16 protein-coding genes and 1 other annotated feature are annotated in these 13,910 nt (G+C 41.9%); of the genes, 5 read left to right on the top strand and 11 right to left on the bottom strand.

Annotated elements, in window-relative coordinates:
• Positions 1-45 precede the first annotated feature (45 nt).
• The 3 genes from C9414_RS06600 to C9414_RS06590 are packed head-to-tail and all read right to left on the bottom strand — an operon-like array spanning position 46 to position 3,151.
• Entirely contained in the window at positions 46-1,134 is a 1,089-nt protein-coding gene (locus C9414_RS06600) for an acetyl-CoA C-acyltransferase (protein WP_107163308.1), read from the bottom strand.
• Positions 1,122-2,585 carry an acyl-CoA synthetase gene (locus C9414_RS06595; protein ID WP_181286122.1) on the bottom strand — a complete coding sequence of 488 codons (1,464 nt, stop codon included), beginning with the start codon at positions 2,583-2,585 and terminating at the stop codon, positions 1,122-1,124. The genes C9414_RS06600 and C9414_RS06595 overlap by 13 nt, the downstream gene beginning before the upstream one ends.
• Complete coding sequence (locus tag C9414_RS06590) at positions 2,585-3,151, bottom strand: biotin transporter BioY (RefSeq protein WP_107163306.1); 567 nt, start codon at positions 3,149-3,151, stop codon at positions 2,585-2,587. The genes C9414_RS06595 and C9414_RS06590 overlap by 1 nt, the downstream gene beginning before the upstream one ends.
• A gap of 322 nt (positions 3,152-3,473) precedes the next feature.
• On the opposite strand from C9414_RS06590, the gene C9414_RS06585 reads away from it, so the two are divergent.
• A complete protein-coding gene (locus C9414_RS06585; protein WP_047203365.1) occupies positions 3,474-4,562 on the top strand; it encodes a hypothetical protein in 1,089 nt (362 codons plus the stop codon).
• Positions 4,563-4,625: 63 nt separating this feature from the next.
• Here the strand turns inward: C9414_RS06585 and C9414_RS06580 are convergent, their stop codons facing one another.
• From C9414_RS06580 to C9414_RS06560, 5 genes are all read right to left on the bottom strand, one after another.
• Positions 4,626-4,907: a DUF1292 domain-containing protein gene (locus C9414_RS06580; protein WP_024423112.1), complete on the bottom strand. Its 282-nt coding sequence runs from the start codon at positions 4,905-4,907 to the stop codon at positions 4,626-4,628.
• A 15-nt stretch (positions 4,908-4,922) separates the two neighbouring features.
• Positions 4,923-5,339: a Holliday junction resolvase RuvX gene (ruvX, locus tag C9414_RS06575; RefSeq protein ID WP_034279935.1), complete on the bottom strand. Its 417-nt coding sequence runs from the start codon at positions 5,337-5,339 to the stop codon at positions 4,923-4,925.
• A 3-nt stretch (positions 5,340-5,342) separates the two neighbouring features.
• Positions 5,343-5,609: an IreB family regulatory phosphoprotein gene (locus C9414_RS06570; RefSeq protein WP_008358522.1), complete on the bottom strand. Its 267-nt coding sequence runs from the start codon at positions 5,607-5,609 to the stop codon at positions 5,343-5,345.
• Positions 5,610-5,698: 89 nt separating this feature from the next.
• Complete coding sequence (gene alaS / locus C9414_RS06565) at positions 5,699-8,335, bottom strand: alanine--tRNA ligase (RefSeq protein WP_107163305.1); 2,637 nt, start codon at positions 8,333-8,335, stop codon at positions 5,699-5,701.
• Positions 8,336-8,415: 80 nt separating this feature from the next.
• Positions 8,416-8,623, bottom strand: a binding site (T-box leader).
• 44 nt (positions 8,624-8,667) lie between these two features.
• A complete protein-coding gene (locus tag C9414_RS06560) occupies positions 8,668-9,732 on the bottom strand; it encodes an AI-2E family transporter (protein ID WP_107163304.1) in 1,065 nt (354 codons plus the stop codon).
• A 230-nt stretch (positions 9,733-9,962) separates the two neighbouring features.
• Between C9414_RS06560 and C9414_RS06555 the strand changes: the two genes are divergently transcribed.
• The 4 genes from C9414_RS06555 to C9414_RS06540 all read left to right on the top strand — a co-directional run bounded on the left by C9414_RS06555 (position 9,963) and on the right by C9414_RS06540 (position 12,913).
• A complete protein-coding gene (locus C9414_RS06555; protein ID WP_024423116.1) occupies positions 9,963-10,691 on the top strand; it encodes an amino acid ABC transporter ATP-binding protein in 729 nt (242 codons plus the stop codon).
• A 12-nt stretch (positions 10,692-10,703) separates the two neighbouring features.
• Positions 10,704-11,516 (top strand): transporter substrate-binding domain-containing protein, encoded by an 813-nt coding sequence (locus C9414_RS06550; RefSeq protein WP_107163303.1) that lies wholly within the window; start codon positions 10,704-10,706, stop codon positions 11,514-11,516.
• A 77-nt stretch (positions 11,517-11,593) separates the two neighbouring features.
• On the top strand, positions 11,594-12,247 hold the full coding sequence (locus C9414_RS06545; RefSeq protein ID WP_107163302.1) for an amino acid ABC transporter permease: 654 nt from the start codon (positions 11,594-11,596) through the stop codon (positions 12,245-12,247).
• A 15-nt stretch (positions 12,248-12,262) separates the two neighbouring features.
• Positions 12,263-12,913 carry an amino acid ABC transporter permease gene (locus tag C9414_RS06540; protein WP_024427867.1) on the top strand — a complete coding sequence of 217 codons (651 nt, stop codon included), beginning with the start codon at positions 12,263-12,265 and terminating at the stop codon, positions 12,911-12,913.
• An 85-nt stretch (positions 12,914-12,998) separates the two neighbouring features.
• On the opposite strand, the gene C9414_RS06535 is transcribed toward C9414_RS06540, so the two are convergent.
• Genes C9414_RS06535 through C9414_RS06525 form a run of 3 tightly spaced genes read right to left on the bottom strand, consistent with a single transcriptional unit; the run spans position 12,999 to position 13,874 of the window.
• Positions 12,999-13,130 (bottom strand): YrzQ family protein, encoded by a 132-nt coding sequence (locus C9414_RS06535; protein WP_064497881.1) that lies wholly within the window; start codon positions 13,128-13,130, stop codon positions 12,999-13,001.
• A 20-nt stretch (positions 13,131-13,150) separates the two neighbouring features.
• Positions 13,151-13,342 (bottom strand): hypothetical protein, encoded by a 192-nt coding sequence (locus C9414_RS06530; RefSeq protein ID WP_003216308.1) that lies wholly within the window; start codon positions 13,340-13,342, stop codon positions 13,151-13,153.
• Positions 13,343-13,355: 13 nt separating this feature from the next.
• On the bottom strand, positions 13,356-13,874 hold the full coding sequence (locus C9414_RS06525) for a PRC-barrel domain-containing protein (RefSeq protein WP_107163500.1): 519 nt from the start codon (positions 13,872-13,874) through the stop codon (positions 13,356-13,358).
• Between the last annotated feature and the right edge of the window lie 36 nt (positions 13,875-13,910).

The following is a 13,910-nucleotide window of genomic DNA, read 5'->3' as shown; positions in this document are numbered from 1 at the left end:
TAGTACATGATTCGACGGAGTTCGGCAATTCCTTGCTCATGCATGTCATGACAAAACTTGCCACAAAACGGCTAAACCAACACCGCCACCGCTTCCAATAGCAGCCATGACATAACTTCCATTCGGTAAGGTGTGCGCTTCATAAAATAATCTCACCATCATAGCAGCTCCTGACGCGCTGTATGGATGCCCAAGGCATAGTGCACCGCCTCTTCTATTGATCCGGTCATATGGTATCCCCAGCGTCCGGGCAATAAGTGCTGCTTTCAGCGCAAATGCTTCATTGATTTCAAAAAGCGCCACTTCCTCTGCCTTGATGTTCTCTTGATGTAAAAGTTTCTTGATCGCATCAATTGGCGAAGCAGCTGGAAAATGAGGATGTATCGCTGTCACAGCACTTCCGGCATACCGTAATACCGCCTTACATCCACTCGCTTCCGCTAACGATCTTTCCATCACAGCGACAGCAGCTGCTCCGTCTGCTTCCTTACAGCTATTGGCGGCGGTCACAGTTCCTTTCCCCGGCAAAAATACAGGTTTTGCCCGCTTGATCAGTTTTGTCATTGGTCTTATTTTAGCAGCTGCTTCATCTCTGCTCAGCCCGTCAACCGAAACGATTTCTTCTGCATATGTACCATGTTTGAATGCGGCTAAACTTCTTTCCCAGCTTAAAAGGGCATAGTCATCTTGTTCTTTTCTTGTAACAGAAAATGCCGACGCGGTCAGCTCTGCTGCTTCTCCCATATGCGGATCTCCTATCCACTCCGGTGAAAAGCGGGCTCTTTCTTTCATTGGTGATTTGGAAATGCTCTCAGTCCCGCCAGCGATATACATCGAGCCCTCCCCCGATTGAACCATGATGCAAGCTGTTCGAATTGCTTCAAGACCAGAGGCACATTGCCTGTCAATCGTCATACCAGGAGTGTGTAAAGGAAGCCCTGCTTCTAATGAGGACAGACGAGCCATATTTCCACCGCCTCCGACGACATTGCCTAATATGACGTCATCTGGTGTCATGTCCTGAGACAAATGTCGAATAAGGGGAGCAGCTAATTGCTCTGGGCGATAATTTTTCAGCATCCCATTTTTGTCACCGAAGGGTGTTCGTTTTGCTTGTACGATCACCGCTTGCATGACAATTGCTCCTCCGCCCACCTTTTCATGTTCACGCGGGCAATTTTTCCGCCGGATGTTTCAATCATTTGATCAATCACAAGCCATTTTTTTGGTACCTTGTAGGCCGCAAGCTTTTCTTTAACAGCTTGTCGAACCACCTTTGTTTGCTGCACTTGCTCCAGTATGGCAATAGGGATTTCACCCCAATATGGGTCAGGAACGCCCACCACAATTGACCGCTTCACCTCTGGCTGTTCATTTAGCACACGCTCAATTTCCTCTGGGAAAATATTCAGTCCTCCATAGACGATCATGCCATTCTCACGACCGCTCATATACAGATAACCGTCTTCATCCAGCCACCCCATATCGTAAACTGTCAGCCACTCCTGCGGCGGTTTCTGCTCATGTAAGTAGCCTGAAAAAGTCATTGGGCTCTTCACATAAATCCTCCCTGTTTCATTTGGCTGACAGACAGATTGATCGGGCCGCCTTACTTCTACTTGAATGGAGGAGAAAGGTCGTCCAACAGAAGAAGGTTTTTGCAGAAAGTCATTTGAAGACAAATAAGAGACAAAACTTAACTCTGATGTGCCATAAAAATCAAAAAAAGTGACATGTGGATAGTTGGTGACGAGCTGTTCTTTTGAAGAGATGCTCCAATCTGCTCCCGATGACATGACAAGAAGCGGTTTATCTCCTTTAAAAGCATCGATTTGCAGTAACGTTTCTGTCATTGTTGGGACAGTATACATCACGGTGATATCACCTGACTCTAAGGCTTGCTTCGCTTTTCTTGGCACAAATTTTTCTAAAAGCGTCACTGTGCCGCCAAAGTATAATGTACTGATAGCACCATATAAAAAGTGAGAGGATAAGAGTGTACCTAATATAAGAGCATGATCTTGATGAGTGATTCCAAATGAAGCGGTGGTCATTCGAAAGCTCTCGATCCATGACTGCTGACGTCTAATAAAGGCTTTCGGTGAGCCTGTTGAACCTGACGTAAATCCCATATAAAAGACAGGATCCTTCTCGGTATCGCAGTTGTTATAAGGACTGTTGTCTGTAAGAAGGCTCATTCTTTCCTTCCATTCAGATAAAGAAAGAATCGGCATGTCCACGCTTCTCTGTACAAATTTTTTCATCAATCGATCCTCTATAATGGCGAGATCCGCCTCACTTAACAAGAGCTTTTCTACACATTCTTCATGACTCCATCTCGGATCAAGCGGAACGGCTGTCCACCCTGCACAAGCAGCGCCCGCAAATATTTGAAGAAAAGAAGCACCATTTGATAATAAAAAAGCGATTCTTTTTTGCTGATGAGCCGTTCCTTGTAACCACTGTGCCGCTCTCTGCACACGTTCATACCAATCTTCATATGTAATGCTTTCTTGCTCATCTATGATGGCAATCTGATCTCGTTTCATTTCTGCATGTACTGCATAGCTTTCCGTTATTCTGATCAAACTGCACGCCTCCCTTTAGGCAAATCCCTTTTTCGATAGGACAAGGCCTGAATGATTTTGACCGTAAAGACAGCACACATTCCCGCTTTGATGAGATCACCTGGAAGATAAATCAGACTAAGAAAAGCGGCCTGTGAAACCTTAATATGCATCATCATGGCTTGAAAAGGAATACCGCACATATACAAAATCACAATACTGCAAACCGCATAGATCACAAAAAGACGCAGTGCGGTTACTTTTTTCAGCCGATTCACCCAAAGGCTGATCATGAAGGCAGCAACTGGATAGGCAAGTAGAAAGCCGCCGCTTGGCCCAAAAAAGACCCCAATTCCACCTCTCCCACCTGATAAAAGAGGTGCGCCTGCTGCCACAATCAAAAGAAAAAGACATAAACTGATCAATGCTTGTTTTGGCTTTAACAGCCCCCCAGCAAGCAAAAGACCTGCGGTTTGCAATGTTATGGGTACAGGTGTAAATGTCAGTAAAATCGGCGGGATCAAGCCTAATATCCCGATGACTGCTGTCATTAAAGCTATTTGCATCATATTTTGAATTCTCAATATTCATGCCCCTCACTCAATTTATTGTTAAAAATAGAGTAAAAGGTAGAGCTTTTTATGTCAACTTAAAATATAATTAAGTTAACAAAAATGCAATAAAAAAAGACCTCACTAACAATTTGAGTTCCTCAATACCTGAAGATGAAGATCATTTATTTTTAATGTTAACTAACGTCAGATCTTTAAATTAAACTTAATTAACCGTGTATCTATTTATTTCACGAATAGATAAATGCTATTATTTACTAATAAAGGATTTATTTCTATCTATACATTTAACTGATTATATCAAATGAATGAAAGTACACATGGAGGAACTATTTTGCGTAAACTCTCTTACATATTTATGATACTACTTTGTACGATAACTATTTTATATCTAAGCGGATGTAGTCAAAAAAAGACAGCTTCAGAAGACAATAAAATAAATTTTAAAATTGAAGACAACGAATTAGGTCAAACAACTACGCTCAATTATATTGTGACAAATTCTGTTTCAGCCATTGGACATCATTTATTCTTAAGTGTAGATGATCATAGCCCTTCAAAGATGGCAAATAAAGTAATTGAATTTAATAGAAAAACACAGAAAAGCAAAATACTATTTACAACAACTTTTAAGCGTTCTTCGATCCAAGCCTTAAAAGCGAATAAAGACTGGGTCGTTTGGATTGACAGCGATGAAGAAGGCGGACAAATGAATTACTACGCGATGAACATCCGTACACAAGAAATAGAGTCGATCAAAAAAAATAACACTTCGGAGACATTAAGTGACACACTTGAATTAACTAATCATCGAGCAGTATGGGTATCGCATGATGAAGAAAAAGATGAAACTCACATTTATATGAAAGATCTCAAAAAAAAGCAGACGAAAAAACTCTTTAAACTAGACTCAATGAATAATGCTCATCTCTCTGTTCACCATGATAACGTTCTCTTTTTTAATAAAGACAATGGAATGCAGCAAGCTTACATTTACAATCTTACTACTGAGTCTCTCAAAAAAGTTCCATTGAATCAACATTTGATCAGTAATGGTCAGCTCATTAACGACCATCAATTTGTGTACGAAAAGTCTTTTACTGACTCTGAAGGAACAATCAATAAAAGCCAATTGATCTTTTATGACATAAACGCCAAACAATCTAAAGTAATTAAGAACACTGACTCGGGTGTCGGATCGATCGTGATTGATGATCATAATCGATTTTTTGTCGAAACAGATGAACCTAAAAAGAGTGGTTACACTATACTTAAAGAGATGAACGGTTCAATCAAAAAAGTTGGTTCTCTAAATAAAGAAAGTTATTTTTATTTAACATTTCATCATGGTCTGTATCTCCTTAACTTTCAAAATGCGCATCGAGATAATCAAAAGCTGACCATTACTTCAAAGCTTCCATAAATAAAAAAAGGCCTGTGATCATGCAGATAAACTCTCATCTGTTTCACAGGCCTTTTATTCGTTCTATTCTTCGTCTTCTTGATCTAAGAACGTGTTTAACGTTTCTTCAATCATGTCCCACTCTTCATCCGTTTCAATCGGCTCTAGCTCGCCATCTTCCCCGTCTTCGTTCGGTGTGAAGCTTGATGCATGAATTTCAATTTCCTCATTGTCTTGCTCAGAAATTGGGTAGTAAAGAACATAAGATTTGTTAAAATGGTCGCTTTCAAAAGTAAATAGTACTTCGCAAAGCTGTTCATTTCCATTATCATCAACGATTGTAATTTGCTTTTCTCCGTGTTCCATTTGATTCACCTCATTTTAATTTAAGCTGTCTAAATATCCTTGCAGGATCATGACAGCCGCCATTTTATCAATGACTTTTTTACGCTTTTGCCTGCTCACATCTGCAGAGATGAGCATTTTTTCCGCTGCCATTGTTGACAGACGCTCGTCCCAAAGCACAACAGGAACATTGTACGTGTTTTCTAGCACTTTCGCAAATGATTGGCTGGCTTCGCCTCTAGGACCAACCGTGCCGTTCATATTTTTTGGAAAGCCAAGTACAATTTTATCCGCTCCATATTCTGCAACAATCTCAGACAGGCGGCTGAGACCAAAGTCTCCGCCTGCTTCATCAATTTTAATTGTTTCAATCCCTTGCGCTGTCCATCCCATTTCATCACTGATCGCAACACCAAGGGTTTTCGTGCCTAAATCTAAGCCTAAAATTCTCATGTTTTACGCCTCTTTATGTGTCTCTAAGTACGATTTAACCAATTCCTCAATTAATTCGTCTCGTTCTAGTTTACGAATTAGGTTGCGTGCATCCTGATGTCTTGGAATATAAGCAGGGTCGCCTGACAGCAAGTATCCGACAATTTGATTGATCGGGTTGTATCCTTTTTCTTGGAGTGCGTCATGAACTGTAATGAGCACTTCATTCACATTGGTTTCAGCTGAATCATCAGAGAAGTTAAACTTCATTGTCTTATCAAATGAACTCACTGCTTCTTGCACCTCTCTTCCAACATTCTACTAGCAAGCTTTTTTCTAACCGCTCATCTAATACCATTATTCTACACTACATCGCCTGATTATAAAACGGATTTGACAGATTCTTCGACAGATGCCAGTGCTTCTTCAAGCTTTTCTGGTTGTTTTCCGCCTGCTTGAGCCATATCTGGACGTCCGCCTCCGCCTCCGCCGCAGATTTCAGCTGCCTGTTTCACAAGCTTCCCTGCATGCAGACCTTTTTCGATCACGTCTTTTGTCACTCCTGCTGAAATGTTTACTTTTCCGTTTTGAACGGCTCCCAGGACGATGACAGCTGATCCTAATTTAGCTTTCAAGTCATCAACCATTGTTCTTAAATGATTCATGTCTTTGGCGTTTACTTTTTCAGTTAATACGTTCACTCCGCCAATTTCAGTCACTTTCTCTAAAATAGAGCCTGCTTCTGCTTGGCTTAATTTCGCAAGAAGTGATTCGTTTTCTCTTTGAACCTCTTTTAAATCCGCCTGTAATGAAGCGATTCGTTTTGGTACGTCCTTCGTATTTGACTTCAGCTCACTTGCTGCCTGCTCTAAAATCGCCAGCTGGTCATTTAATTCTTCATAGGCACCTTGACCAGTCACAGCTTCAATACGGCGTGTTCCAGCACCAATACCCGACTCAGACGCAATTTTAAACAAACCGATTTCCGCAGTGTTTTGAACGTGACAGCCGCCGCATAGCTCGATGCTGTAATCGCCGACTTGGACAACACGGACAATATCGCCATACTTCTCGCCAAAGAGCGCCATTGCGCCCATTTCTTTTGCTTCAGCAATTGGCTTCAGGTCAATCGCAACCGAAATGCCTTCCCAAATCTTTTCGTTCACAATTTTTTCAATTTGAGACAATTCTTCTTTCGTCACTTGTCCAAAGTGAGAGAAATCAAAGCGAAGTCTGTTTTCATTCACCAATGACCCTGCTTGGTTCACGTGACTGCCTAATACATCTTTTAGCGCCTGATGTAGAAGGTGTGTCGCTGTATGGTTTTTCACAATGCCTTTTCGAAGAGCTGATTCCACTTCTGCAGTGACTTCGAGACCTTTTTGAGCCGTACCGCTTACGACGACTCCTTCATGGACATGCTGACCGTTTGGCGCTTTTTTCACATCTTTGATCTCAATGATGGCTTCTGCACTTTTTAGTGTCCCTTTATCCGCTACTTGTCCGCCGCTTTCCGCATAGAATGGTGTTTCATCTAATAAGATTTGCACCGTGTCTCCTTCATGTGCTTCCGAGACAATTTCACCATTTTGAAGCAATTCAATAATACGGGCATCTGCTGTTAGATTTTCATAGCCAACGAAGGTGCTCTCTACTTTAATATCGCCTAGAACGCCGCCTTGAACCTGCATACTGCCGACATCTTGTCTCGCATTTCTTGCACGTTCACGCTGCTTCTCCATTTCCGCTTGGAATGCTTCTCGATCAACTGTCATGTTCTCATCTTCTGCATATTCTTCTGTCAGCTCGACAGGGAATCCATACGTATCATACAGCTTAAATACATCTTCACCTGAAATTTGTGAGCTGCCTTTGTCTCTTTCTTTTTTGATCACTTCTGACAAAATGGCTAACCCTTCGTTCAGTGTTTCGTGGAAACGTTCTTCTTCGTTTTTGATGACTTTCGCAATAAATTCTTCTTTTGCTTGTACATCTGGGTAGAAATCCTTCATGATTTCAGCAACAACTGGCACTAAATCATACATAAACGGACGGTGGATATGGATCGTTTTTGCATAACGCACAGCGCGGCGCAGCAAACGTCTTAATACATATCCGCGGCCTTCATTGGAAGGAAGTGCTCCGTCACTTACAGCAAAGGCAACTGTCCGGATGTGGTCAGCAATCACTTTGAATGCTGTATCCTTTTCCTTTGTTTCGCCATAGCTTTCTCCAGAGATCGTTTCGACTGCGCGAATAATTGGCATGAATAGGTCTGTATCGAAGTTCGTCGGCACATTTTGAATGACAGATACCATTCGTTCAAGGCCCATCCCTGTATCAATGTTTTTCTTCGGCAGTGGTGTGTATGATCCATCTGGATTATGGTTGAATTCAGAGAACACGAGATTCCATACTTCTAAATAACGCTCGTTTTCCCCGCCTGGATATAATTCTGGATCGTTCACGTCGTGACCGTATGATTCACCGCGGTCATAGAAAATTTCTGTATTTGGTCCGCTTGGGCCCTCGCCTATATCCCAGAAGTTTCCTTCAAGACGGATAATACGTTCTTCAGGCACACCAATTTTATCTCTCCAAAGGATATATGCTTCTTCGTCCTCTGGGTGGACTGTCACAGATAACAAATTCGGATCAAAGCCGATCCACTCTTCACTTGTGAGGAATTCCCACGCCCATTCAATGGCCTCTTCTTTAAAATAGTCACCAATAGAGAAGTTGCCAAGCATTTCAAAGAACGTGTGATGACGTGCTGTCTTCCCTACATTTTCAATATCATTCGTACGAATCGATTTTTGTGCGTTGCAAATACGCGGATTGTCAGGTACGACGCGGCCATCAAAGTATTTTTTTAATGTTGCCACACCACTGTTGATCCATAAAAGTGTCGGATCATCATGCGGTACAAGTGACGCACTCGGTTCTACAGCATGTCCTTTTTCTTTAAAAAAGTCTAAAAACATTTGACGTACTTGAGCTGAAGTTAAAGTTTTCATTCAAAAATCCTCCCTTATCATTCATCAATCTCCACACAAACGAAAAAACATCCCGCCCTATGCAAGCACAAAACGACTTACACAGGGACGAGATGTTCTCGCGGTACCACCCTGATTATAGACAAATTCGTCTATCACCTTCACATCCGATAACGCCGGAAGAGAGCGGCAGTGTTTATCTGCACTCGGGACTAGCTTCCGTTAAAGGTCTGATAAGGCTTTTCTCAGCAAATAAAGCCTCTCTCTGCAACAGCTTTTTAACGTACTCGGGTCCGTCATTGAATTTCAATATGTATGAATCGAAATTATTATAGACAACTCGGCTCGTCTTGTCAATGAACGCTTCGTCTCATCAGGATATATTGCACAATGATCACCCTGATAATTGCAGCTGCTGGTACGGCTAAAATCATCCCAATTAAGCCAAACAGCTCTCCTCCTGCAAGCAAGACAAGCATAATGACGACAGGATGCATATGAAGACTTCGCCCTACAATAATTGGGCTGAGGACATTACTCTCTAAAAATTGCAGCACCGCTACTGTGATCAGTACAATGATGACCGATTTCACCGAAATAGTAAACGCAATAAAGACGGCAGGAACTGCGCCAATAATCGGTCCAAAATAAGGAATCACGTTCGTTGCCCCTATCAGCACCCCAAGAACAAGCGGATACGGGATATGAAAAAGCCAGAGCACAATGGCTGCTGCACCCCCGATTAAAGAACAAACAAGCAGCTGCCCTCGAATATAATCACCAAGTGATTCATCCACTGCTTTGACAAAAGCATGCCCCCTCTTCCTAAATGATGGCGGCGTTAAATACCATGCCGCCCGCTTCATCGTGTTCATATCCTTCACCATATAAAAAACAAGAAAAGGAATGAGTGCTGCGACTAATACGTAATCAAATAAAACCTTACAGCTAAGAATCATCCGCTCAGCGCTATTGGCTGCATATGTCTCCGATTGAACAATGAAGCGGTCCAAGCGGTCGTGAAGTCCGTCAGGCCAGTGGCTCGTATGACGATGAATATGTGATAAAGCGCCATTATAAGTTTTGGCGAGGACAGGAATTTGTTCTGACAGCTCATTTAACTGTGCGATCATCACAGGCGCTCCTTTATAAACCGCAAACCCAATCCCGCCAAAAAACAGGACATAGATGAGTAAGAGACTGACTGTTCTCGGCAGCCCTCGTGCATGCAGTCTTTCCACAATCGGATAAAGCAGATAAGAAATAAAAATGGCGATGAGAAGCGGAATGAGAACCGCCTTCAGCAATAAAAAAACAGGCATCCATAACTCGTCGAGCTGCAGTAAAATGAGCAAGGATGCAAGGACAAGCAGGATCCCTGCAGCATATATCAGAAATTGGATCGGACGTTTCTTCACCTTTTTCACCTCTTTTCTTATTGTTTAACCATCTTCTGCAATTATCCACGTAAATAAAATTTGTCCTAACTTTGTTAAAAATGAATACACATGAAACATACAGCTCCATCCAAAGTCACTATTTGCTGTAAAATCTCGTCAGAAAATATTCCATCATTTACTTCTTTTTACACAAGTTGTGCTAGAATCCACTTTAGCTTTAGCCAATGAAACACAAGAGGAGGTTCTTCATGATCACATTCGAAGAAGTCAACAAGCATTATGGCCAGTTCCATGTACTTAAGGATATTAACCTACATATTCAAAAAGGGGAGGTTGTTGTGATCATCGGTCCTTCAGGATCTGGTAAAAGCACGATGCTCAGGTGTATCAATCGTCTTGAAAGTATTGATGCGGGAAAAGTTCTCGTCAACCAAGTGTCTGTTCAGCATCCGAAGACCAACATCAATCTTGTCAGGCAAAATATCGGAATGGTCTTTCAGCATTTTCACCTCTATCCGCATAAGACGGTGCTTGAAAACATTATGCTTGCGCCGATGAAGGTCAAAAAAGTGAGCAAGGAAGAAGCAAAGGAAACAGCTGAATTTTATTTAAATAAAGTCGGCATTCCTGAAAAAGCAGACACCTACCCTTCACGACTCTCAGGCGGACAGCAGCAGCGCGTTGCCATTGCAAGAGGGCTTGCGATGAAGCCAGAGGTGATGCTTTTTGACGAACCGACATCTGCACTTGATCCAGAGATGATCGGCGAGGTTTTAGATGTGATGAAGCAGCTGGCCCGTGAAGGCATGACCATGGTTGTTGTCACACATGAGATGGGCTTTGCCCGTGAAGTGGCCGACCGCATTGTCTTTATTGATGAAGGCAGAATTCTTGAAGAATCAACACCGGCTGCATTTTATGAAAAACCGCAAGAGAAACGTGCTCAATTATTTTTAAGCCGTATTTTAAATCACTAGGGGGAATGCTTGATGAAAAAAAAAATGAAACGCTTGGGCCTGCTGCTCTTTATGACTTGCTGCATCGCCGCTTTGGCTGCTTGTGGATCTACTGAAAAAGGTTCAACGGATGCAAAACAAGGAAGTTCTTTAGAAGCCATTAAGAAAGACAAAAAAATCATTTTCGGTGTAAAAAATGACACACGGCTATTCGGTCTAAAAAATCCGAGCAGCGGTGATATTGAAGGATTTGATATTGATATGGCAAAAGCCATCACAAAGGAAATACTCGGCGATGAAGGAAAAGCAGAATTTAAGGAAGTGACATCTAAAACAAGAATTCCTTTGCTTCAAAAAGGGGATATCCATGCGATTGTTGCGACCATGACAATTACAGAAGAGCGTAAAAAAGAAGTCAATTTCTCAGATGTTTACTTTGAAGCAGGACAATCACTGCTTGTGAAAAAAGGAAGCGACATTCAATCCATTGATGATCTTAAAAAAGGAACGAAGGTGCTGGCCGTGAAAGGATCTACTTCTTCACAAAATATCCGCGAGAAAGCACCTGAAGCATCCGTATTAGAATTTGAGAACTATCAGGAGGCTTTTACAGCATTAAAATCAAACCAAGGGCAAGTGCTGACAACTGATAATGCGATCTTATTTGGTATGGCAGATGAGGATTCAAATTACGAAGTGGTCGGCGGCACCTTTACAGATGAGCCTTATGGCATTGCTGTGAAAAAAGGGGATCAAGAATTAACAGATGCGATTAATAAAGCCTTAAAAACGTTAAAAGACAATGGAGAGTATGACAAGATTCTTAAAAAATGGATCAAAGAATAACATTTGATTGGTTAACATCAATGCCTCAGGTGAGCCGCTCAATGGCTCCCCTGTTGATCTGGAAGGAAGTGAACTGATTGCTGCGGTTTTCCATTCTCACTGAAAACTTTCATCTTTATTTAGAAGGCTTTAAATATACCATTGGTGCAAGTGTCATTGCTCTGATTGGAAGCTTTTTGATCGGTACACTCATTGCCATTATGAGAATTGCGCCATTTAGGCCGCTCAACTGGTTCGGAACGGCTTATGTGGAATTTATTCGGAATATTCCGTTATTATTGATCACCTTTGTTTTCTTCTTTGGTTTACCCGTGCTAGGTATTGTAGCAGATGGCTTTACTGCTGGGACGATTGCTCTTGCCATTTATACGTCTGCCTTTATTGCTGAAGCCATTCGTGCAGGGATACAAGCTGTACCGCTTGGACAAATGGAAGCAGCCCGCGCTTCAGGTCTGTCATATGGCGGGACGATGCGGTATATCATTTTGCCGCAGGCGATTAAAATCGTCATTCCCCCTCTTGGGAATCAATTTATTAACCTTGTCAAAAACTCCTCGATTTTAGGTGTCATTGCAGGGTTTGATCTCATGTATCAAGGTGACCTTATTGCATCTAGAACATTTGTGACGTTTGATGTCTACATCTTTGTTGCCATGTTCTATCTGCTATTAACAATTCCGCTTAGTCTAGGCGTTGGTTATTTAGAAAGAAGATTAGCAAAAAGCCACTAGAGAGGAGGAAACACCATGGATTTTATAGGTGCCTACCAGCCTGATCATCTCGCCTTTTTACTTGAAGGATTTGCTGTCACCTTAAAAGTGGCTTTTATCTCCATCATTTTGAGCTTTATCATTGGATTAGTCGTCGGCACATTGCGGTTCGCTCAAATCCCGGTTTTATCAAAAGTGCTTGCGGTTGTTGTAGAAACTATTCGGAACCTGCCGCTTTTACTGATCATCTTTTTCACGTATTTTGCATTGCCTGAAATCGGCATCAAGCTAAGCATCACAGCCTCTGCCATTGCGGCTTTAACTGTGTTTGAATCCGCGATGCTGTCAGAAATTATTCGAAGCGGCCTTAAATCAATTGATAAGGGCCAGATCGAAGCAGCCAGGTCTTCTGGTTTAACCTATATTCAAACATTGAAAATGATTATTATGCCGCAGGCCCTGCGCAGAATGGTGCCGCCAATTGTCAGTCAATTCATATCTCTTTTAAAAGATACGTCACTTGCCGTCGTCATTGCGCTTCCAGAATTATTACATCACGCTCAAATATTAAACGGTCAAAGCCAATCCTATTTACTGCCGATTTTCTTATTGGCGGCTATGATGTATTTTGTCGTCAATTTCAGTTTATCTATTCTTGCAAGACGATTAGAATACAGGCAGGCGTAACAGCTCAGCTTATAGACAAACACTGCGTCCTGGTCTGAAAAAAAAACAAAGGGCTAAAATGAAGATCATTTTAGCCCTTTTGTGTTTACATCATTCTCATAACACGTTTTTTTAGCTTTTTCATATCCCGCTTTGATGGCATATCATATCGGCTTGCAAAGTGATATGCAAGTGCACCTGCACCAAGCGTTAATAGTGAAGAAGTCATTTTGCCCATTCGAAATTCCCCCTTAACACTTATAGTTGAATTGAACGTTCATCGTCACTAAACAGATCATCTAAGCTGCTTAGTGTCCCGTCTTCCTCCACTTGGTGTGTAGATATTTTGCCTTTTGACAGCGTCAATTCAATAAAACAGCCCCAGCAATAATATTGATTGACCCCAATTTTTCCGATGTCTTTACATTTGCAATTTGGGCAAATGAGCATAATCAGCACCTCTTTACGTTCGGTTTAGAACCAGTGCTTCCTTTTGAACGTTCATCAAGGTTCCGGCAGCCTGCAGCTGTTTCCGAATCCCTGATAGCTCTGTAAAGAAGCCGTCCGAGAGTTCATATGCTACGATTGTGCCCGAATTTGTACAAAAGTATACATCTTCCAAAATGCCTAAATTTTCACCATCAGGCGACTGCATCATTTTCTTTTTTAATTTCGAAAATAACAAGAATGGAGCAGAGGAATCCATGCCTACTCCCTCCTGGCAGCTCACATATAAACCTTTGTCTGTCAGCTGATCAAATCCAGAGAATGGAATGAGTGCACAGTCTTTCTTTTTCCCCTCTAACACATATCCTCCGCAGCTGCCTCCGGCTAATAAGCAAATATCTTTTATGGAACCAAGCGATTGGGACAGTTCATCTGTATAGATCGTCATTCCTTCAAGTTCTCGGCATGTTCTCAAAATGTGCTCAACCACCTTTTGCGGAACAGTCTTATCGTGTGCGTTTGCTTCATGACTCATACGAAGAAATGGCTTCCATGAACGGAATGGAAGAAG

Source organism: Bacillus sp. Nf3 (assembly GCF_003028545.1).
GTDB classification, from domain to species: Bacteria; Bacillota; Bacilli; order Bacillales; family Bacillaceae; genus Bacillus; species Bacillus safensis.
The sequence above is the reverse complement of the archived record's forward strand: the minus strand, read 5'-3'. Positions and strand labels throughout refer to the sequence as shown.

Bases quoted from the DNA above. Each gene is read 5' to 3' on its own strand.
- C9414_RS06600 (WP_107163308.1), bottom strand. From the start codon at position 1,134: ATGCAAGCGGTGATCGTACAAGCAAAACGAACACCCTTCGGTGACAAA.
- C9414_RS06580 (WP_024423112.1), bottom strand. From the start codon at position 4,907: ATGGAACACGGAGAAAAGCAAATTACAATCGTTGATGATAATGGAAAT.
- ruvX (WP_034279935.1), bottom strand. From the start codon at position 5,339: ATGAGAATTTTAGGCTTAGATTTAGGCACGAAAACCCTTGGTGTTGCG.
- alaS (WP_107163305.1), bottom strand. From the start codon at position 8,335: ATGAAAACTTTAACTTCAGCTCAAGTACGTCAAATGTTTTTAGACTTT.
- C9414_RS06555 (WP_024423116.1), top strand. From the start codon at position 9,963: ATGATCACATTCGAAGAAGTCAACAAGCATTATGGCCAGTTCCATGTA.
- C9414_RS06550 (WP_107163303.1), top strand. From the start codon at position 10,704: ATGAAAAAAAAAATGAAACGCTTGGGCCTGCTGCTCTTTATGACTTGC.
- C9414_RS06540 (WP_024427867.1), top strand. From the start codon at position 12,263: ATGGATTTTATAGGTGCCTACCAGCCTGATCATCTCGCCTTTTTACTT.
- C9414_RS06535 (WP_064497881.1), bottom strand. From the start codon at position 13,130: ATGGGCAAAATGACTTCTTCACTATTAACGCTTGGTGCAGGTGCACTT.
- C9414_RS06530 (WP_003216308.1), bottom strand. From the start codon at position 13,342: ATGCTCATTTGCCCAAATTGCAAATGTAAAGACATCGGAAAAATTGGG.
- C9414_RS06525 (WP_107163500.1), bottom strand. From the start codon at position 13,874: ATGAGTCATGAAGCAAACGCACACGATAAGACTGTTCCGCAAAAGGTG.